General features: G+C 60.4%; 20 protein-coding genes. 11 read left to right on the forward strand and 9 right to left on the reverse strand.

From position 1 onward, the window contains the following. Positions 1-27: 27 nt before the first annotated feature. The 3 genes from AC0V2S_RS10990 to AC0V2S_RS11000 form a co-directional block, all read right to left on the reverse strand. Complete coding sequence (locus AC0V2S_RS10990) at positions 28-1,200, reverse strand: MFS transporter (protein ID WP_475509767.1); 1,173 nt, start codon at positions 1,198-1,200, stop codon at positions 28-30. A gap of 125 nt (positions 1,201-1,325) precedes the next feature. Continuing rightward, a complete protein-coding gene (locus AC0V2S_RS10995; protein WP_475509768.1) occupies positions 1,326-2,129 on the reverse strand; it encodes an SDR family oxidoreductase in 804 nt (267 codons plus the stop codon). A 111-nt stretch (positions 2,130-2,240) separates the two neighbouring features. Beyond that, the gene (locus tag AC0V2S_RS11000) at positions 2,241-2,621 is read right to left on the reverse strand and encodes a DUF2784 domain-containing protein (protein WP_475509769.1); all 381 of its coding nucleotides are present in this window, start codon (positions 2,619-2,621) and stop codon (positions 2,241-2,243) included. Positions 2,622-2,765: 144 nt separating this feature from the next. On the opposite strand from AC0V2S_RS11000, the gene AC0V2S_RS11005 reads away from it, so the two are divergent. After that, positions 2,766-2,924 carry a DUF3309 family protein gene (locus tag AC0V2S_RS11005; RefSeq protein WP_108095509.1) on the forward strand — a complete coding sequence of 53 codons (159 nt, stop codon included), beginning with the start codon at positions 2,766-2,768 and terminating at the stop codon, positions 2,922-2,924. Positions 2,925-3,166: 242 nt separating this feature from the next. Here AC0V2S_RS11005 and AC0V2S_RS11010 read toward each other — a convergent pair whose 3' ends face one another. From AC0V2S_RS11010 to AC0V2S_RS11020, 3 genes are all read right to left on the reverse strand, one after another. After that, the gene (locus AC0V2S_RS11010) at positions 3,167-4,825 is read right to left on the reverse strand and encodes a cation acetate symporter (protein WP_475509770.1); all 1,659 of its coding nucleotides are present in this window, start codon (positions 4,823-4,825) and stop codon (positions 3,167-3,169) included. Then, positions 4,822-5,133 (reverse strand): DUF485 domain-containing protein, encoded by a 312-nt coding sequence (locus AC0V2S_RS11015; protein WP_475509771.1) that lies wholly within the window; start codon positions 5,131-5,133, stop codon positions 4,822-4,824. Before AC0V2S_RS11015 ends, AC0V2S_RS11010 begins: the two co-directional genes overlap by 4 nt. 172 nt (positions 5,134-5,305) lie before the next feature. Continuing rightward, positions 5,306-6,160 (reverse strand): glycine betaine ABC transporter substrate-binding protein, encoded by an 855-nt coding sequence (locus AC0V2S_RS11020; RefSeq protein WP_475509772.1) that lies wholly within the window; start codon positions 6,158-6,160, stop codon positions 5,306-5,308. Between the two features lie 403 nt (positions 6,161-6,563). Between AC0V2S_RS11020 and AC0V2S_RS11025 the strand changes: the two genes are divergently transcribed. Beyond that, positions 6,564-8,117, forward strand: coding sequence for a glycoside hydrolase family 17 protein (locus tag AC0V2S_RS11025; protein ID WP_475509773.1), 1,554 nt, complete (start codon positions 6,564-6,566; stop codon positions 8,115-8,117). A gap of 152 nt (positions 8,118-8,269) precedes the next feature. On the opposite strand, the gene AC0V2S_RS11030 is transcribed toward AC0V2S_RS11025, so the two are convergent. Continuing rightward, the gene (locus tag AC0V2S_RS11030; RefSeq protein ID WP_475509774.1) at positions 8,270-8,638 is read right to left on the reverse strand and encodes a hypothetical protein; all 369 of its coding nucleotides are present in this window, start codon (positions 8,636-8,638) and stop codon (positions 8,270-8,272) included. A gap of 166 nt (positions 8,639-8,804) precedes the next feature. On the opposite strand from AC0V2S_RS11030, the gene AC0V2S_RS11035 reads away from it, so the two are divergent. From AC0V2S_RS11035 to AC0V2S_RS11050, 4 genes are all read left to right on the forward strand, one after another. After that, entirely contained in the window at positions 8,805-9,293 is a 489-nt protein-coding gene (locus AC0V2S_RS11035) for an N-acetyltransferase family protein (protein WP_475509775.1), read from the forward strand. Between the two features lie 79 nt (positions 9,294-9,372). Continuing rightward, the gene (locus AC0V2S_RS11040; RefSeq protein WP_475509776.1) at positions 9,373-10,671 is read left to right on the forward strand and encodes an alpha/beta fold hydrolase family protein; all 1,299 of its coding nucleotides are present in this window, start codon (positions 9,373-9,375) and stop codon (positions 10,669-10,671) included. After that, positions 10,664-11,452 carry an MlaA family lipoprotein gene (locus tag AC0V2S_RS11045; protein WP_475509777.1) on the forward strand — a complete coding sequence of 263 codons (789 nt, stop codon included), beginning with the start codon at positions 10,664-10,666 and terminating at the stop codon, positions 11,450-11,452. Before AC0V2S_RS11040 ends, AC0V2S_RS11045 begins: the two co-directional genes overlap by 8 nt. A 232-nt stretch (positions 11,453-11,684) precedes the next feature. Then, positions 11,685-12,524: a pirin family protein gene (locus AC0V2S_RS11050; protein WP_475509778.1), complete on the forward strand. Its 840-nt coding sequence runs from the start codon at positions 11,685-11,687 to the stop codon at positions 12,522-12,524. A 181-nt stretch (positions 12,525-12,705) separates the two neighbouring features. Here the strand turns inward: AC0V2S_RS11050 and AC0V2S_RS11055 are convergent, their stop codons facing one another. Together AC0V2S_RS11055 and AC0V2S_RS11060 are read right to left on the reverse strand one after the other, a co-directional pair. After that, on the reverse strand, positions 12,706-13,884 hold the full coding sequence (locus tag AC0V2S_RS11055; protein WP_475509779.1) for a patatin-like phospholipase family protein: 1,179 nt from the start codon (positions 13,882-13,884) through the stop codon (positions 12,706-12,708). Positions 13,885-13,928: 44 nt separating this feature from the next. Then, entirely contained in the window at positions 13,929-14,861 is a 933-nt protein-coding gene (locus tag AC0V2S_RS11060; RefSeq protein ID WP_475509780.1) for a lipid A biosynthesis lauroyl acyltransferase, read from the reverse strand. A 162-nt stretch (positions 14,862-15,023) separates the two neighbouring features. Between AC0V2S_RS11060 and minC the strand changes: the two genes are divergently transcribed. The 5 genes from minC (at position 15,024) to AC0V2S_RS11085 (ending at position 18,622) form a co-directional block, all read left to right on the forward strand. Then, positions 15,024-15,761: a septum site-determining protein MinC gene (gene minC / locus AC0V2S_RS11065; RefSeq protein ID WP_475509781.1), complete on the forward strand. Its 738-nt coding sequence runs from the start codon at positions 15,024-15,026 to the stop codon at positions 15,759-15,761. Between the two features lie 98 nt (positions 15,762-15,859). Beyond that, on the forward strand, positions 15,860-16,675 hold the full coding sequence (minD, locus tag AC0V2S_RS11070; RefSeq protein ID WP_475509782.1) for a septum site-determining protein MinD: 816 nt from the start codon (positions 15,860-15,862) through the stop codon (positions 16,673-16,675). After that, positions 16,672-16,926 carry a cell division topological specificity factor MinE gene (gene minE, locus AC0V2S_RS11075; RefSeq protein ID WP_475509783.1) on the forward strand — a complete coding sequence of 85 codons (255 nt, stop codon included), beginning with the start codon at positions 16,672-16,674 and terminating at the stop codon, positions 16,924-16,926. Before minD ends, minE begins: the two co-directional genes overlap by 4 nt. A gap of 75 nt (positions 16,927-17,001) precedes the next feature. Further along, entirely contained in the window at positions 17,002-17,637 is a 636-nt protein-coding gene (locus AC0V2S_RS11080) for an RluA family pseudouridine synthase (RefSeq protein ID WP_475509784.1), read from the forward strand. A 148-nt stretch (positions 17,638-17,785) separates the two neighbouring features. Beyond that, on the forward strand, positions 17,786-18,622 hold the full coding sequence (locus AC0V2S_RS11085; RefSeq protein ID WP_475509785.1) for a protein kinase family protein: 837 nt from the start codon (positions 17,786-17,788) through the stop codon (positions 18,620-18,622). Positions 18,623-18,628 lie beyond the last annotated feature (6 nt).

The following is an 18,628-nucleotide window of genomic DNA, read 5'->3' on the forward strand; positions in this document are numbered from 1 at the left end:
CGGGGTGCGGGCTGGTGCGGCAATTTGTTACTGGGAGGCGACCTGCTTGTTTCGAGGCTGGAGCAACCAAGCCAGCACGATCATGCTTGCAGCCAGGCCGGTAAGAACAATAAACGGCACCTGATAGCTGCCCGTCAGGTCACGCACCAGCCCAGTGAGGATCGGCGTAAAGCTGCTAATGCTGTAGCCGGCGCACAGCATCATCGCGGTCCAGCGGCTGACCGCCAGCGGCGTGTTCACTTCATACATCGGCAGCACCAGCGATAGCGCGAACGAGCCACTGAGGGCGAACCCCAGCAGCACGGCCCACACCTGCGGGAGCACCTGGGGCAAAAAGGCGATCATGCCCAGCGACACGCTGGAGCTAACGGCGCAGATCAGCAGCAACTGGGCGCGGTTGTCATAACGCTGCGCCAGCCACGGCAGAATGAAAGCGCTGGGCAGGCCGACCATCATGTACGAGCTGAACAGGGTGTTGCTCAGCGACGCGTCGAAACCCACTTCGTGGTAACGCGCGGTCAGCCAGGTGGTGAGGGTGTAAAAAAGGCCGGCCTGAATGGCGAAGAAGCCGGTGATGATCCAGGCTCGCGGCTCACGCCAGGGCAAGCCGCCACCGCTGCCCACTTCGGCGGGGTCTTCATGTTTATTCGGCACCCAGAGCCACAGCAGCATCGCCAGTAGGGCCGGAATCGCCCAGATGGCCAGGCCCCAATGCCAGCGCTCGCCCAACAGGCCGGTCAGCGGCCCGGTGAGCACCGCACCGCCGGCGCCGCCGATGGTCATGCTCAGGGAATACCAGGCCACCACACGGCCGACCTTGCCGACAAAGTGGCGCTTGATAAACCCGGACAACAGCGGCCCCGCCACCGCAATCCCCGCGCCGACAAACACCGCGCTGCCAATCAGCACCACGGCGTTATGACTGGCCAGGCGCACCACCAGCGCACTGCCGATCAATGCCATGCAGCCAAGAATGGTCCGCTCCAGCCCAAACCGCACAGCCAGGCGCGGCGCCATGGGCGCGAGCAGGCCCATGCACAACACGGGCAAGGCGGTGGTCAGCGCGATCAGGCCACGGCTCAGGTTCAGTTCGTTGGCGATCTGTTCGATCAGGGGAGCGAGGGAGGTGATGCCAGGGCGCAAATTGATAGCGGCCAGCACCAGGGCAACAAACAGTAAGCCCCGAGAGATGGGTTTCACGAGAGTAGTCAACGTAGCGACGACCAGGCAGGCCGGGCCAGCAACCCTACTATTCAACGGCGGTGACTAACAAGTCTGACTGGCAAATAAATTGACCAGCCAGACAAGTTTTACGCGAAGGGGGCTTATTTGCCCTTGGCGCGCATTTTCTCAGCCATCACGGCCATTTCGTTGTACAGAATTTCCGGGTTCTTCTGCTTCAGCGCCCAAGCCATACGGCCTTGCTCGTGGGGCAGAATCATGAACTCGTTGTTGGCGACCGAGGTGTAGATGTAGTCGGCAATATCGGCGGCGCTGATCGGGCTGCTTTCCAGCAACTTGCCAACCTGGGCTTTCATGGCCGGGGTCGGGCCACGGAAGGAGTCCATGAGGTTGGTCTGGAAGAACGATGGGCACACCACGTGTACGCCGATTTCCTGTTGCTTGAGTTCGGCCAGCAGGCTTTCCGACAGCGCGACTACGCCGGCCTTGGCCACGTTGTAGTTGCTCATCGCCGGGCCCTGCATCAACGCGGCCATGGAGGCGATGTTGATGATTTTGCCTTTGCTGCGTTCCAGTAGCGGCAGGAAGGCTTTGCAGCCTTTGACCACGCCCATCAGGTTGATGGAGATCTGCCAGTCCCAGTCTTCCAGCGACAGGTCGCTGAAGAAGCCACCGGAAGCCACGCCGGCGTTGTTGACGATAATGTCGACGCCGCCGAATTTGGTTTCGCAAGCTTGCGCCAGGGCGGTGAGTTGGCTGTAGTCGCGCACGTCGCAACGCAGGGTAAAGCCGTCGCCGCCGGCTTCACGCACCAGCTTGAGGGTTTCGGCCAGGCCCGGCTCGCTGACATCGGACAGCGCCAATTGCCAGCCTTCGCGCGCCCAACGCAACGCGATTTCGCGGCCCAAGCCAGAACCCGCGCCGGTGATCATGATGCGATTTTGCATAGTGAGGCTGCCTTTTCTTATAGGGGTCAGGGGTGAGTGACCTCAGTGTAGCGAAGGCCTCCACCACTCCCACGCACCATTAGGCTTCTGAATAAGCCAAGCAAACCGCGCTCATGGCTGGGCTTTTGGCGCGCGTAAAAAGCGCCGGATCACGATGACGTAGACCGTGACGTTGAGCACCAGCACCACGCTGCCAAAAACCAACTGCATGTCGGCGGTAAGGCCGCGCGGGTAGATGAGTGGAATGAGGTAATGCTCGATAAAGCCGCCGTCATACCCCTGTTGCCCGGCCGCCTGGCGCAGCCGGTTTTCCAGCGGCGTCAGCGGGCAATACAGGTGAAGAAACTCCACCATTGCACCCCAGGTCACGGCTGGTAAATGCAACGCCGCCAGCCACCGCCAGCGCAGCACCAGCAGCCCGCCGAACAGCACAAACAGGATAAATAACAGGTGCACCGACACCACGGCATCAGCGCCTACGCGATACAGCATTACCCCTCCTCCGCCTTCTGCGCAGAAATAACCTGAATTTTTGGAAAGCCACGTAAGTCGTAATAAGTAGACGAGGCAAGCGCAGCGGTTCTGCGGCCTCTGAAGGAAGTTGCACTTTATGGTCTAGAACAAGGAATCCACACCATGGGCCTCAGCACAATTCTGATCGTCGTACTTATTCTTCTCCTGGTCGGCGGCCTGCCGCTGTATCCGCACTCCAGAAGCTGGGGCTATGGCCCGTCAGGCATTCTGGGCACCATTCTGATCATCGTGATCATTTTGGCGTTGCTTGGCAGGATCTAGTTCCTCGCAAGTAATAAAAAGCCCCGCTTCGTGCGGGGCTTTTTTATTGCCTTCACAGCACCATCCCTCCAACTCCGTCATTCCAGCGAAGGCTGGAATCCAGATTCTTGTGCCGGACGAGGTTCGCCGCAGCATTCTGGATTCCAGCCTTCGCTGGAATGACGTTTGGAGGTGCAATGACAGTGGCCGAGAATAAAAAAAGGCAGCCCGAAGGCTGCCCAAAACACTCAGAGCTTTATCGATCAGTGAGCCGCTGCACCACTGGCACCCAGGCCAGTCTGCGAGCGGACGAACTGCGGCAGGAAGCGCCCACGTTCTTCAGCGGCCGAGGTGGATTTGTCGGTAATCGAGAAGAACCAGATACCGGCAAACGCCACGAACATCGAGAACAGCGCCGGGTATTCGTACGGGAAGATCGCTTTGGCGTTGCCCAGTACCTGTACCCAGATGGTTGGGCCGAGAATCATCAGACCGACAGCGGTCAACAGGCCCAGCCAGCCACCAATCATGGCGCCACGGGTGGTGAGGTTTTTCCAGTACATGGAAAGGAACAGCACCGGGAAGTTGCAGCTGGCGGCGATGGAGAACGCCAGGCCGACCATAAAGGCGATGTTCTGTTTCTCGAAGAGAATCCCCAGGCCGATGGCGAGTACGCCCAGGGCAATGGTGGTGATCTTCGATACGCGCAGTTCATCTTTCTCGTTGGCTTTGCCGCCCTTGATCACGCTGGCATAGATGTCGTGCGACACCGCCGATGCGCCCGCCAGGGTCAAACCAGCCACTACGGCCAGAATGGTGGCGAAGGCCACGGCCGAGATAAAGCCCAGGAACAAGCTGCCGCCCACGGCGTTAGCCAGGTGCACTGCGGCCATGTTGTTACCACCCAACAGAGCGCCCGCTGCATCTTTGAACGCCGGGTTGGTGCTGACCAACAGGATCGCGCCGAAGCCGATGATGAAGGTCAGGATGTAGAAGTAGCCGATAAAGCCGGTGGCGTAGAACACGCTTTTACGGGCTTCCTTGGCATCGCTCACGGTGAAGAAGCGCATCAGGATATGCGGCAGGCCGGCGGTGCCGAACATCAGCGCCAAGCCCAGCGAGATCGCCGAAACCGGATCACTCACCAACGCACCCGGGCTCATGATGGCTTGCCCTTTGGCGTGCACTTTCACGGCTTCGGAGAACAGCGTGCCGAAGTCGAAGTTGACGCTTTTCATCACCATCAGCGCCATGAACGAAGCGCCCGAGAGCAGCAGCACGGCTTTGATGATTTGCACCCAGGTGGTGGCCAACATGCCGCCGAACAGCACGTACAGCACCATCAGAATGCCGACCAGAATCACCGCAACGTGGTAGTCCAGACCGAACAGCAGCTGAATCAGTTTGCCCGCACCCACCATCTGCGCGATCAGATAAAACGCCACCACCACCAGCGAACCGCTGGCCGACAGGGTGCGAATTTCTTTCTGCTTGAGGCGATACGAAGCCACGTCGGCAAAGGTGTATTTGCCCAGGTTGCGCAGGCGCTCGGCGATCAGGAACAGAATGATCGGCCAGCCAACGAGGAAGCCGATGGAGTAGATCAAGCCGTCATAACCGGAGGTGTACACCAGCGCGGAAATACCCAGGAACGAGGCCGCCGACATGTAGTCGCCAGCAATCGCCAGGCCGTTCTGGAAACCAGTGATTTTGCCGCCCGCGGCGTAGTGGTCGGCGGTGGAGTTGTTTTTCTTCGACGCCCAGTAGGTGATGAACAACGTGGCACCGACAAACGCCACGAACATGACGATGGCCGAGACGTTAATGGGTTGGCGCTCTACTGCGCCGGTAATGGCGTCGGCAGCCCAGGAGCCCTGGGCAAAGGCGAGCAGGCCGCACGCGGCGAGAAAACGGGCGATCATTGTTTCACCTCGTCCAGAATGGCCTGGTTCAGGTCATCGAACTCGCCGTTGGCGCGGTACACGTAGATACCGGTGAGCACAAAGGCGGAAAGGATCAGACCGATACCGGCTGGAATGCCCCAGGTAGTAGGCGAGCCTTCGCTGATCGGCGTACCGAACAAGCTCGGGTCAAAGGCAATGATCAGGATGAAGGCCACATAGAGGCCGAGCATGATGGCCGAGAGTGTCCAGGCGAAGCGCTGACGCTTGGACACCAATTCTTTGAAACGCGGACTTTGTTCAATCCGCTCGTAGATGCTGTCGTTCATTTTATTTTTATCCTCCGCAGCACGAGTTGCTGGTGAGGTTTAACTCTAGTTGTCCGCTAGCCAAACGACAGACGACCTTAGTCTTATTCGAGACCATCGTCTCAATCCAAAAAAGTCTTCTGCAAAAACAACAAAGCCGCTCAATGAGCGGCTTTGTCTTCAACCAACCGACTTATTTCAACCACTCATTCACGCGATCCGGGTGCTCAGCCACCCACTTCTTGGCAGCTTCAGCGGGCTTGGCGCCCTCTTCTACCGCCAGCATCACGCCGCCGATTTCATCCGGGGTCCAGGTGAATTTCTTCAGGAATGCCACCACGGTCGGGGCTTTGGCTTCCAGGCCTGGGTTGGCGATGCTGTCTACGTGTTCAGCGGCGCCATACACGCCTTTCGGGTCTTCCAGGAAACGCAGTTTGTATTTGGCGAACATCCAGTGCGGAATCCAGCCAGTCACCGCAATGGGCTTCTCGGAACGGATGGCACGGGCCAGTTCCGCGGTCATGGCGCTACCGGAGCTGGCCAGCAGTTTGTAGTCCAGACCGTAGTCCTTGATGGCCTGGTCAGTTTTCAGCATCACGCCTGAACCGGCATCGATACCCACGATGCGACCGCCGAAGTCGGCTTTCTCGGCTTGCAGATCACCGATGGTTTTCGCTTTGACGTACTCGGGCACGATCAGGCCGATTTTGGCGTCGTTGAAGTTGGGGCCCAGATCAACCACCTGGTCCTTCATTTTTTCGTAGTAGGCACCGTGGGTCACCGGCAGCCAGGCCGACAACATGGCATCGAGCTGACCTTTGGCCACGCCTTGCCACATGATGCCGGTGGCAACGGGCATCAGTTGCACGTCGTAGCCGAGTTTTTCCTTGATGATTTCCGCTGCGACGTGGGTGGTGGCGACGCTGTCGGACCAGCCATCCACGTAGCCGATCTTCAGCGTGGGTTTATCTGCCGCACCTGCCAAACCGGTGCTCAGTGCCAGTGCGATACCCGCACCCAAACCCAATAACCGACGCATTTTGCTCATAAGTCTGTTCCCCGAAAAAGTGGCTCGGCTGCTGCCGAGTGGCAGGTGGTGGTGTCTGTGTTTGGTCTATCTAGTAGCGGTGCCTGGTGCGTGATCGCCTGGCCCACGCCCTGAGTCAGTCGTGTGCCGACGCTTCGATAATCGACCCAACGGGTGATGGCACCTGCTCCGAGAACGACATGAACACTGCCAAGAAACGACATCATTGATTCAGCAACGACAAGGCAGATATCCAGGGCCGACAACGGGCGCTTGGAGCCCTTGAAATTGTTCATTGAACGGGCATTCAAGTACCGGTTTGCGGCATGCATTCATATGCGCTAACACACGCCAACGGCGGCTCTACGCTAAGTGAGGGGAATGCAGGTAAACTGCGCGGCTTTGCTCCCAGACGCGCCTAACTATGCCTGCTACTGCTCGTTTTCCTGCCCTGCCCTATGTGTTTGCCTGCCTGCTCGCCATGTTCGCCATTGGCGGCCTCTGGTATGGCCTGGGTAAACCATTGGTGCTGCCCGATGCCGCCACGCCCACGCACAAATTGCAGTGCGCGTCCTATACGCCGTTCGACAAGGACCAGTCGCCGTTCGACACGCCGTTCGCCCTGCGCCCGGAACGTATGGATGCCGACCTGGCCCTGCTGGCTACGCGCTTCCACTGCATTCGCACCTACTCCATGACCGGCCTGGAAGCCATGCCGGAACTGGCGCGCAAGCATGGCCTGAAACTGATGCTCGGCGCCTGGGTGAACGGCAACCCGGTGGACACCAAGAAAGAAGTCGACGCGCTGATCAAATCGGCCAACGAGAACGCCGACGTAGTGGAGTCGGTGATCGTCGGCAACGAAACCTTGCTGCGTAAGGAAGTCACTGGCGCGCAACTGGCCAAGCTGATCACCGAGGTGAAATCGCAGATCAAGCAGCCGGTGACCTACGCCGATGTGTGGGAGTTCTGGCTCAAGCACCCGGAAGTGGCGCCGGCAGTAGACTTCCTTACCATTCACCTGCTGCCGTACTGGGAAGATGACCCTACCGGCATCGACGAAGCCCTGGCCCACGTGGCCGAGATTCGTCAGGTGTTCGGCACCAAGTTCGCCCCCAAAGACATCTTTATTGGTGAAACCGGCTGGCCGAGCGAAGGCCGTCAGCGCGAAACCGCCGTGCCGAGCCGCGTCAACGAAGCCAAATTTATCCGTGGTTTTGTCGCCATGGCTGAACAGAACGGCTGGCACTACAACCTGATCGAAGCCTTCGACCAACCGTGGAAGCGCGTCAGCGAAGGCGCCATGGGCGGCTACTGGGGCCTGTTCGATGCCGACCGCCAGGACAAAGGCGTGCTGGCCGGGCCGGTTTCCAACTTTGCCAACTGGACGTTGTGGCTGAGCGTCAGCGGCGTGATTTTCCTCGCGACCTTGCTGCTGGCCGGTCGCCCGAGCTCCACCCGTTCGGCCTTGGTGCTGCCGCTACTGGCTGCCGTTGGCGCGTGCTGTATTGCCCTGTGGGGCGAGATGGCGCGGGTGAATAGCCGCTATATCGGTGAGTGGGCGTGGGCAGCGTTCCTCGTCGGCCTCAACCTGGTGGTGCTGGCCCACGGCGCGCTGGCGCTGTCGAGCAAAGCCGGCTGGCGCGGCAACCTCTATAGCTGGCTGCAAGCCCGTGCCGGCTGGTGGTTGGCCGCCAGTGGCTTTGCGGCGGCGGTGCTGATGCTGGGCCTGGTGTTCGACCCGCGCTACCGCTGCTTCCCGAGCATGGTGCTGGTGCTGCCGGCGCTGGTGTACGTGTGTCGCCCGGTGGCCGGCCCACGTCGCGAGATTGCCCTGCTGACCCTGATCGTCGGCGCCGGCATCCTGCCGCAGCTGTATCAGGAGACGCTGGATAACTGGCAGGCGCTGGGTTGGGCCGCGGTGAGTGTGGTGATGGTGGCGGCGCTGTGGCGCAGTTTGCGGGTCAGGGCCAACTAAGGGCCGATACGCAGGCAAAAAAAATGGGGCTCAGATGAGCCCCATTTTTTTGCCTGCAAGATCAAAAGCATCGAGGCTAAAGCCTCTCCCACATGAGATCTCGGTCCCTTGTGGGAGAGGGGGACGGCCATCCGATTTAGCCTCGATAGCTTTCAGGTCAAACGTGGCGCCCGCACCAACCGCAACGCCGCAATCACCACGGCAAACACCGCCAGGCTAGCGCTGTACAGCACCAGGGCCGGCAAGGCGAATACCAACGCCGCCACCGCCAACCACCAGCCGGCACGGCCGGGCACAAAGAACGCCAACAGCGCGCCGACCAGACCTGCCGTAGCAATAATGCGGAAGTGAATCAGCAGGCCCAGGCCATTACGCACCTGGCATTCCCAGCGCTGCGCCTGGTCAGCGCAGATACCGACCCACTGGCTGTCTTCCATCAGGGCAAAACGCAGCCCGTAGGCAGCGGCCAGCCACAGGGCCAGAACGATCAGCAAGGCGATCAGGGGCAAACGACGGGACATGGGTTTCTCCGGTAAATAAATCGGCGCTCAGGATAAACGCCCAAGCACGGTATGCAAGCCTCAGAGCACGAAACATCAAGCCTGGAGCACCGATTGTGTCGCACCCTGTTGCCGCGCGCGCGCAGAGCCTGCAAGCTCCGTTCATTCCGCCATCCAAGGAGCCCGTATGTCCCGTATTCAACTGCGCAACGCCACACCTGAAGACGTCGGCCTGATTCTGAGCCTGATCCATGAACTGGCGGTGTACGAAAAACTCAGCGATCAGGCCGTGGCCACGCCAGAAGACCTGACCGCCAACCTGTTCGGCCCGCGCCCCTTCGCCGAAGTTTTGATTGGCGAACTGGATGGCGAGGCCCAGGGCTTTGCGCTGTTCTTCCCGAACTTCTCCACCTTTTTAGGCAAGCCAGGCATTTATCTGGAAGACCTCTACGTACGCGAACACGCGCGCAGTGCGGGCCTGGGTAAAGCCTTGCTGGCGCGTCTGGCACAGTTGGCGCTGGAGCGCGGTTGCGGGCGTTTGGAGTGGTCGGTTCTGGACTGGAACGAGCCGGCGCTGGGCTTTTATCGCCGCCTCGGCGCGCGGGCGCAAGACGACTGGACCACCTACCGTTTGAGCGGTGCCGCACTGGCTGAGCTCGGGAAACAAGCCGAATAAATATTGCTGTGCTATACCAGCACAGCCGTTGTCATAACGCCGGATCAACTCTGCACATTATCTTCTAAAGGGATTTGCGATGCCGCGCCTCTTACGTTTTGCCGCGCTTATGGCTGGTATATGCCTGAGCCCGTTGTTGTCGGCCGCCGACATTGACGAGGCCAGTTATGGTTTTCCCCTAACTAACCCGTTCGAGGCGACCATCGCCACGACGCCGCCGGAGCTGCGTGCTGCGGTGCCGGAAGACCGGGATATCGATCAGGCCGACTACAACCTCAACCTGCACCCCGAGCGGGAACTGGAAATTCCGGACAACTTCTGGCCGGTAAGAACCCTGCGTTATCGCATGGCCAAACAGAAAGGCCCGGCGCCGCTGATTTTCATCATCGCCGGCACCGGCGCGCACTACTCCAGCACCCTGGCGGAAAACCTGAAGAAGGTGTTCTACGGAGCCGGTTACCACGTGGTGCAGTTGTCTTCGCCCACCAGCTACGACTTTATGACCGCCGCTTCGCGCCACGCCACGCCGGGCGTCAGCACTGAAGATGCCGACGACCTGTACCGCGTGATGCAGGCCGTGCGCGCCCAGCACCCGGAAGTGGAAGTCACCAACTTCTACCTCACCGGCTACAGCCTTGGCGCCCTGAACGCAGCGTTCGTCAGCAAGCTGGATGAAACCCGGCGCAGCTTCAACTTCAAGAAAGTGTTGTTGCTCAACCCGCCGGTGAACCTCTACACCTCCATCACCAACCTCGACCGCCTGGTGCAGACCGAGGTGAAGGGCATCTCCAACAGCAGCACCTTCTATGACACGGTGCTGAGCAAACTCACCCGCTACTTCCAGCAGAAGGGCTACATCGATATCAACGATGCGATGCTCTACGACCTGCAGCAGTCCAAGCAGCACCTGTCCGATGAACAACTGGCGATGCTGATTGGCACCTCGTTCCGCTTTTCCTCGGCCGATATCGCGTTCACCTCGGACCTGATCAACCGCCGCGGCCTGATCACCCCGCCGGAAACGCCGATTAGCGAAGGCACCAGCCTGACCCCGTATTTCCGCAAAGCCCTGCAATGCGACTTCGACTGCTATATCCGCGAACAGCTGATTCCCATGTGGCGCGCGCGCACCGACGGCGGCAGCCTGCTGCAGCTGATCGACCAGGTGAGTCTGTACGCGCTTGAGGACTACATGAAAACCAGCGACAAGATCGTGGCGATGCACAACAAGGACGACGTAATTCTCGGCCCTGGCGATTTGGGCTTTTTACGCAGAACGTTGGGCGATCGTCTGACCGTGTACCCGCATGGCGGGCACTGCGGCAACCTCAACTACCGCGTAAACACCGCCGCCATGCTGGAGCTGCTCCATGACTAAGACATCCTTGCTGCTCGCCATGCTGCTCGCTTGCGGTACCTCGCACGCCGCCGAACCGGTTTCCGCGCCGGGTGTGGCTGCCGAACCGGACGGCTTCACCGAGCCGCTAAAAGCGCTGAAATTCAACCCGGGCCTGGACCAGCACGAATTCGAACGCTCGACCCTCGACGCGCTCAACGTGTACGACCCGCTGGAATCGGTAAACCGCCGCATCTACCACTTCAACTACCGCTTCGATGAGTGGGTGTTTCTGCCGGTGGTAGACGGCTACCGCTATATCACCCCGCAGTTCGTGCGCAGCGGCGTTAGCAACTTCTTCAGCAATCTGGGCGATATCCCCAACCTGCTCAACAGCCTGTTGCAGCTCAAAGGCCAACGCTCGATGGAAACCACCGGCCGCCTGCTGCTGAACACCACCATCGGCATCGTTGGCCTGTGGGACCCGGCGACCATGATGGGCCTGCCCAAGCAGTCCGAAGACTTCGGCCAGACCCTGGGCTTCTACGGCGTACCGGCCGGCCCGTACATCATGCTGCCGATTCTCGGCCCCTCGAACCTGCGCGACACCGGTGGCCTGGTGGTGGACTTCACTGCCGAAAACCAGATCAACTTCCTCAACGTCGCCGAAGTCAGCCAGGACCACCCCGAACTGTTCCTGCTGCGCTCCATCGACCGCCGCTACGTGACCACCTTCCGCTACGGCCAGACCAACTCGCCGTTCGAATACGAGAAAGTGCGCTACGTGTACACCGAGGCGCGCAAGTTGCAGGTTGCTGAGTAACGTCGACCGCATAAACCCGCCCCGACTCCTTCATTCCCGCGCAGGCGGGAATCCAGAATTTCGGGAGTAACTTCGCCCAACAAAGTACCGAACCTGGGCCCCCGCCTTCGCGGGGGCGACGGGCTCCGCCGAACAACATCGAAGGCTTCGATAGATATAACGCTTAATTCGCACCAATCAATTCATTCAAACCCATTACCATGGCACCATCACCTGAATGGAGCCTCTCGCCATGAACCGCACCGTCCTCAGCATCCAACCCGGCCAGCCCGCCTCCGACGGCGCCGGCGTGCGCCTCAACCGCGTGTTCGGCGGCATGGGCGTAGAGCGTTTCGACCCCTTTCTGATGCTCGACGAATTCGGCTCGGTCAACCCGGACGACTACATCGCCGGCTTCCCGCCGCACCCGCACCGCGGCTTTGAAACCATCACCTATATGCTCGAAGGGCGCATGCGCCATGAAGACCACTTGGGCAATGTCGGCCTGCTCGGCAACGGCGGCGTGCAATGGATGACCGCTGCGCGCGGCATCATCCACAGCGAAATGCCCGAGCAGGAAGAAGGCACGATGCGCGGCTTTCAGCTGTGGCTGAACCTGCCCGGCAAAGACAAGCTGGGCGAGCCTGGCTACCGCGATATTCCGGCCGACGAGATTCCGCACATTCACACCGCGCAAGGCGTCGAGGTGGTGGTGATTGCCGGTCAGTTCAATGACGGTGACGTGCAGCAAGTCGGCGCCGTACAGCGCCCGCACACCGAGCCGCACCTGTTCGATTTGCGCCTGGGCGCTGGCCATAGCGTGGCGCCGCGCCTGCCGGAAGGGCATCGGGTGATGTTGTATGTGTATGACGGCAGCCTGCAGATTGATGGCCGCGAGGTCGAGGCTGGGCGGTTGGTGCGCCTGTCGGATCAGGGCGCTCTGCAGCTCAGCAGCGAACAGGGAGCCAATGTGCTGCTGGTGGCCGGCAAGCCATTGGGCGAGCCAATCGTGCAGTACGGGCCGTTTGTGATGAATACCCGCGAGGAAGTGGAGCAGGCGTTGCGCGATTTTCGTGATGGGACATTGGCGTGATGGAACGTTGGCGTGACGGTGTGCTGGCCTAACCCCCTTCCTATCCCGTAGGAGCCAGCTTGCTGGCGAACCCTGCAAACGACATTCTCGACCGGAGTTTCCAGGGTTCGCGAGCGAGCTCGCTCCTACGGGGTCGGGCGCTGTACCGCGGTCCCAAGGGCGTTCGCGTGCAAACCGAACGTCACAGCGACGCCGCCACCTGCGGCTCCAACCCCAGAAAGCACACCAACTCCGCTTTCTTCGCCATCGCGTCCTGATACCCCAGCTCGATCAGCTCATTGCAGTACCCCGACTCGAACAGCAGGTAACTCAACACCCCTGCCCCACCGGCTTTTTTCGCCCCCGGCCCGCGCAAGAACATACGCAGCGTGCGCGGCAGCTCATGCCAATGGCGCGCGGCGATGCGGTCCAGCGGTTTGCTCGGGGCAATCACCAGCACCTCGACCGGTTTGATCGCCGTGCTTTTCGCCGGCAAATCAGAGGGCAACAACCGGCACATCTGGTTCATCCGCTCGAGCAGTTCGATGTCGCTTTCCAGGCTGTCGATAAAGGTGCTGTTCAGCAAATGGCCGCTGACTTGCGCCAGGCTCGGCGGCCCGGCGATGCGCGTGCGCACCGGCACATTCTCCGGGTTGCCATTGCCGCTCACGCCCACCACCAGCACCCGATTGGCGCCCAGGTGCAGCGCCGGGCTGATGGGTGCCGACTGGCGCATGGCGCCGTCGCCGAAGAACTCGCGGTTGATTTTTACCGGCGGAAAAATCAGCGGTATCGCGGCACTGGCCAATAAGTGCTCAAGCTGCAAACGGGTCGGCACGCCGACGCGGCGATGGCGAAACCAGGGGTCAATGGTGGCGCGACCCTGGTAGAAGGTGACGGCTTGCCCGGAGTCATACCCGAACGCCGTTACCGCCACCGCGCGCAATTTGCGCATACGCACCGCAGCGGCGATGCCGGAAAAATCCAGGTGTTCGGCGAGCAAGCCGCCCAACGGGGAACTGTCGAGCAGGGCAACCGGCGAACGTTTGCCCAGGCCGAGCAGACTATGGCCAAAAAAACGACTGGCCTGGCGGACCACACCGGAGAAGTCGCTGCGGTACACCTGGTGGGTGTGGAAGTTTTGCCACACATAGGTAAGGCGCTTGATGGCCTCATTGAACTGCAACGCCCCGCAGGCCAGGCCCACGGCGTTGATGGCGCCGGCCGAGGTGCCAACGATGACGGGAAACGGATTTTGCGTGGTGTCGGGCAGCAGATCGGCAATCGCCGCCAGCACCCCGACCTGATAGGCCGCTCGTGCCCCGCCGCCTGAAAGAATCAGCCCAGTCACCGGTTTTGTTGGATCGTGCGCTAGATTCATCAAAGCCTCTCTACGGGGGTTTTCGCGAGTATAGAAGCGCCTGCCTAGCTGCGCTTCTTGTACAACTTCGCCTCACCCGGCGGCCGGGTCTTGAAGCGGCGGTGCGCCCACAGGTATTGCTCGGGGCAACTCAAAATGGCTCGCTCCACCCACTGGTTTACCCGCAGGCAGTCTTCCTCTTCGGAGTCGCCGGGGAAATTGCGCAACGGCGGGTGAATCACCAGTTTGTAGCCGCCGCCATTGGGCAAACGTTTCTGCGTGAACGGCATCACCTGGGCGCGGCCCAGGCGGGCGAACTTGCTGGTGGCGGTGACGGTAGCAGCGGTAATGCCAAACAGCGGCACAAACACGCTTTGCTTGGCGCCGTAGTCCTGATCGGGTGCGTACCAGATGGCCCGGCCGGCGCGTAGCACCTTGAGCATGGCGCGTACGTCTTCACGCTCGATGGCCTGGGCGTCGAGGTTGTGGCGCTCACGGCCACGGCGCTGCACGAAGTCGAACAGCGCATTTTTATGTTCGCGGTACATGCCATCGATGGTGTGGCGTTGGCCCAACAGAGCGGCGCCGATTTCCAGGGTGGTGAAGTGCACAGCCATCAGGATTACGCCCTGCCCTTGCACTTGGGCTTCCTGCAAATATTGCAGGCCTTCGATATGCGCCAGGCGGGCCAGGCGTTTGGTCGGCCACCACCAGCTCATGGCCATTTCGAAAAAGGCGATGCCGGTGGACGCGAAGTTTTCTTTCAGCAGCTTTTTACGCTCGCCGGCGCTCATCTGCGGGAAACACAGTTCCAGATTGCGTGCGGCGATTTCGCGGCGCGAACGGGCGCCCAGATACATGGCCCAACCCAGGCCACGGCCCAGCCCGAGCAAGACCGAATACGGCAGCTGCACCAGCAACCAGAGCAGGCCCAGGCCCAGCCAGAGCGCCCAATAACGCGGGTGAAGAAATTGGCGACGAAACTGCGGACGATCCATCGGTGCTTCCGAATCAAACAAAGGCGCGCATTCTACAGCACTGCTCGCGGCTTGCGGCCCAACCGCGTTCTCGCTATAAGTCCGGTCTTAAATCAGCGCCACCGCGCGCTGCTGGCACTTCTGCATTCAGCCCCATTTTTTGTAAGGCGCATCAGGCACCCCATGAGCCAAGCCGATCTGCTCAACCAAGACCCCGTATTCCAGCTTAAAGGCAGCATGCTCGCCATCACTGTGCTTGAGCTTGCGCACAATGACCTTGAGCGCCTGGAACAACAACTGGCCGAAAAGGTTGCCCAGGCGCCGAATTTCTTCAGCAATATTCCGCTGGTACTGGCCCTCGACAAGTTGCCCGACGCCGAGGGCGTGCTCGACCTGGCCGAGCTCATGGCCCTGTGTCGCCGCCATGGTCTGCGCACCCTGGCCATTCGCGCCAACCGCGAAGAAGACATCGCTGCCGCGCAAGCACTCGACATTCCCGTGCTGCCGCCCTCCGGCGCGCGGGAAAAACTGGTAGAACCGGTAGAGATTGCGGCCAAAAGAAAGGCGGAAAAGCCGCCTGAGCCGCTGGTAAAACCTACAAAGGTCATCAATACGCCGGTACGCGGCGGCATGCAGATCTACGCCCAGGGCGGCGACTTGATCGTGCTGGCGCCGGTCAGTGCCGGTGCGGAACTTCTCGCCGACGGCAACATCCATGTTTACGCGCCCATGCGCGGCCGGGCTCTGGCCGGCGTAAAAGGCGACACCAAGGCACGTATTTTCTGCCAGCAAATGGGCGCCGAAATGCTCTCGATTGCCGGGCAATACAAGGTGTCCGAAGACCTGCGCCGCGACCCGCTGTGGGGCGATGCGGTGCAAGTCAGCCTGACCGGTGACGTGTTGAACATCACCCGGCTTTAACGGATACTGCGGCCACTTTTCAGGACACAAAAAGGGCATCTGGAAGCCACAAATTGGCGTCAGATTCCCGCATTTCTTCATATTTGGGGTGAATCACCTTGGCCAAGATCCTCGTAGTCACATCCGGCAAAGGTGGCGTCGGTAAAACCACCACCAGCGCCGCCATCGGTACCGGCCTCGCCCTGCGTGGGCACAAGACTGTCATCGTCGACTTCGACGTCGGTCTGCGTAACCTCGACCTCATCATGGGCTGCGAACGCCGCGTGGTTTACGACTTCGTTAACGTCGTCAACGGCGAAGCCACCCTCACCCAAGCCCTGATCAAAGACAAACGCCTGGAAAACCTCTACGTCCTCGCTGCCAGTCAGACCCGCGACAAAGACGCGCTGACCAAGGAAGGCGTGGAAAAAATCATTAACGAGCTGCGCAACACGTTTGAATACGTCGTGTGCGACTCGCCGGCCGGTATCGAAAAAGGCGCGCACCTGGCGATGTACTTCGCCGACGAAGCCATTGTCGTGACCAACCCGGAAGTGTCCTCGGTACGTGACTCCGACCGTATGCTGGGCCTGCTGGCGAGCAAATCGCGCCGCGCCGAGCTGGGTGAAGAGCCGATCAAAGAACACCTGCTGCTAACCCGCTACAACCCTGAGCGCGTACTGAAAGGCGAAATGCTCGGCGTCGAAGACGTTGAAGAAATCCTCGCCATTCGCCTGCTCGGCGTAATCCCAGAGTCGCAAGCCGTACTCAAGGCGTCGAACCAGGGCGTGCCGGTAATTCTCGATGACCAGAGCGATGCTGGCCAAGCCTATAGCGATGCCGTCGACCGCCTGCTGGGCAAGGAAGTCGCGCACCGTTTCCTCGATGTGAAAAAGCAGGGCTTCATGCAACGCCTGTTTGGAGGTCGTGAATGAATATTTTCGACTTCTTTCGCGAGCGCAAAAAAGAAACCACCGCGTCGATTGCGAAAGAGCGTCTGCAGATTATCGTTGCTCACGAGCGCGGTCAGCGCAGTAAGCCGGACTACTTGCCGGCCCTGCAGCAGGAACTGGTCGAGGTGATCCGCAAGTACGTCAATATCGACTCGGACCAAGTGCAGGTCGCCCTGGAAAGCCAAGGCAGCTGCTCGATTCTCGAGCTCAATATCACCCTGCCGGATCGTTGATCCCCAGGGTAAGCATGACGGCGGCTTCGGCCGCCGTTGTCGTTTTTGAAAGAATGGTTTTTGTGGGTTTAAAGCATGCCGCTGTCGAACGTTGAAATCGTCTACCAGGACGAACAGATCCTGCTGGTCAACAAGCCTACCCTGCTGTTGTCGGTGCCCGGCCGCGCCGATGACAACAAGGATTGCCTGATCACTCGCCTCCAGGAAAACGGGTATCCCGAGGCGCGCATCGTGCACCGCCTGGACTGGGAAACCTCTGGCCTGATTCTGCTGGCCCGCGACGCCGACACCCACCGCGAGCTGTCGCGCCAGTTCCACGACCGTGAAACCGAAAAAGCCTATATCGCCCTGTGCTGGGGCCAGCCGGAACTGGACAGCGGCAGCATCGACCTGCCGCTGCGCTACGACCCGCCGACCAAACCGCGCCATGTGGTCGACCACGAACACGGGCGCAACGCCCTAACGTTCTGGAAAGTGCTGGAGCGTTGCGGCGACTGGGCCCGCGTGGAACTCACGCCCATCACCGGCCGCTCGCACCAGTTGCGCGTGCATATGTTGTCGATTGGCCACCCGCTGCTGGGTGACGGTTTGTACGCCCACGAACAAGCCTTGGCCGCTTATCCGCGCCTGTGCCTGCACGCCGCCATGCTGGCCTTTACCCAGCCGAAAACCGGCGAACGCCTGCGCTTCGAATGCCCGGCGCCGTTCTGACCGCAGCGGCGGCCGCTCTGGAATGGGCATTGGTTAGCGCCTAGCAAAAAATGTGTCGAGCGCGTTACAAAACATTGCGGAGTTTCGAAGTGATGGCCCCATAATGGCCGCCTTCTAACAAAACACCAGCACGGAGGCTGGCGCATTTATGTTCAGCCGGCAGCTTCATCTCGACTACCCGTTCCCTCTGCACATCCAGAACACCACCCTGTTTCTGCGCGAAGCGCCGGACGCTGGTGCCCTGCATGCTTTGCAGCAGCTGATTCACGGGCGCAAAAACGCCAACCACAAGCGCTACAGCCGACCATTTACTGCCGGCAGCAACGCCTTGTTCGCCAAGATCCAGCCCCTCAACACGTTCAAAGCCAAGCTGCGCGTGACCTGGCGTAAACCGCACAGCGACGGGCGCTACGACTGGCCAATCGAAGAATTGATCAACACCGCCGAGGCCAACCGCCGCGGTGTCGGCGTGGCGCCCCTGGTCGGCTTTGGCCATACCAAATCGCGCCTGGGCCTGACCCGCGAAGTGTTTTTGCTGACCGGCCTGCTGGACGACCATATCGACGGCCATCACTGGCTCAAGAGCCATCCCGACGACGTGCGCCAGTTCATAGCCACCTCGTTCGAGTTACTCGCCAGCCTGAACGCCAAGCACATCATTCATATGGACCTTTGGGCCGCTAACGTGATGATCAGTCCCGACGGCACATCAGCGCGGGCCATCGACCTGGAAAACGCCTTCGCCTACCGCTCGCAGTATTTCAGCGAGGTGCTGGGTTTCCAGATGGGCTTCTTCTACTACCGCGAAATTCACAAGTTCATCATCGAGCGCCATTACGACGAGCTGGTGGAAGCCTTTATCGCCACCCAGGGCCCGTTTGATCGCGCCCGGTTCGACGCGGTGTACCAGTTGACCAAGCATGAAAAGGTCGGCCGCAAGGAACGCCGTGATGTGTTTCTCAGCGGCAAGCTGGTGATCGGCTGAAGCCTG

It is taken from the genome of Pseudomonas sp. CC11G, from assembly GCF_056174845.1.

Bases quoted from the DNA above. Each gene is read 5' to 3' on its own strand.
- AC0V2S_RS10995 (WP_475509768.1), bottom strand. From the start codon at position 2,129: ATGCAAAATCGCATCATGATCACCGGCGCGGGTTCTGGCTTGGGCCGC.
- AC0V2S_RS11000 (WP_475509769.1), bottom strand. From the start codon at position 2,621: ATGCTGTATCGCGTAGGCGCTGATGCCGTGGTGTCGGTGCACCTGTTA.
- AC0V2S_RS11005 (WP_108095509.1), top strand. From the start codon at position 2,766: ATGGGCCTCAGCACAATTCTGATCGTCGTACTTATTCTTCTCCTGGTC.
- AC0V2S_RS11010 (WP_475509770.1), bottom strand. From the start codon at position 4,825: ATGATCGCCCGTTTTCTCGCCGCGTGCGGCCTGCTCGCCTTTGCCCAG.
- AC0V2S_RS11015 (WP_475509771.1), bottom strand. From the start codon at position 5,133: ATGAACGACAGCATCTACGAGCGGATTGAACAAAGTCCGCGTTTCAAA.
- AC0V2S_RS11020 (WP_475509772.1), bottom strand. From the start codon at position 6,160: ATGAGCAAAATGCGTCGGTTATTGGGTTTGGGTGCGGGTATCGCACTG.
- AC0V2S_RS11025 (WP_475509773.1), top strand. From the start codon at position 6,564: ATGCCTGCTACTGCTCGTTTTCCTGCCCTGCCCTATGTGTTTGCCTGC.
- AC0V2S_RS11030 (WP_475509774.1), bottom strand. From the start codon at position 8,638: ATGTCCCGTCGTTTGCCCCTGATCGCCTTGCTGATCGTTCTGGCCCTG.
- AC0V2S_RS11035 (WP_475509775.1), top strand. From the start codon at position 8,805: ATGTCCCGTATTCAACTGCGCAACGCCACACCTGAAGACGTCGGCCTG.
- AC0V2S_RS11040 (WP_475509776.1), top strand. From the start codon at position 9,373: ATGCCGCGCCTCTTACGTTTTGCCGCGCTTATGGCTGGTATATGCCTG.
- AC0V2S_RS11045 (WP_475509777.1), top strand. From the start codon at position 10,664: ATGACTAAGACATCCTTGCTGCTCGCCATGCTGCTCGCTTGCGGTACC.
- AC0V2S_RS11050 (WP_475509778.1), top strand. From the start codon at position 11,685: ATGAACCGCACCGTCCTCAGCATCCAACCCGGCCAGCCCGCCTCCGAC.
- AC0V2S_RS11055 (WP_475509779.1), bottom strand. From the start codon at position 13,884: ATGAATCTAGCGCACGATCCAACAAAACCGGTGACTGGGCTGATTCTT.
- AC0V2S_RS11060 (WP_475509780.1), bottom strand. From the start codon at position 14,861: ATGGATCGTCCGCAGTTTCGTCGCCAATTTCTTCACCCGCGTTATTGG.
- minC (WP_475509781.1), top strand. From the start codon at position 15,024: ATGAGCCAAGCCGATCTGCTCAACCAAGACCCCGTATTCCAGCTTAAA.
- minE (WP_475509783.1), top strand. From the start codon at position 16,672: ATGAATATTTTCGACTTCTTTCGCGAGCGCAAAAAAGAAACCACCGCG.
- AC0V2S_RS11080 (WP_475509784.1), top strand. From the start codon at position 17,002: ATGCCGCTGTCGAACGTTGAAATCGTCTACCAGGACGAACAGATCCTG.
- AC0V2S_RS11085 (WP_475509785.1), top strand. From the start codon at position 17,786: ATGTTCAGCCGGCAGCTTCATCTCGACTACCCGTTCCCTCTGCACATC.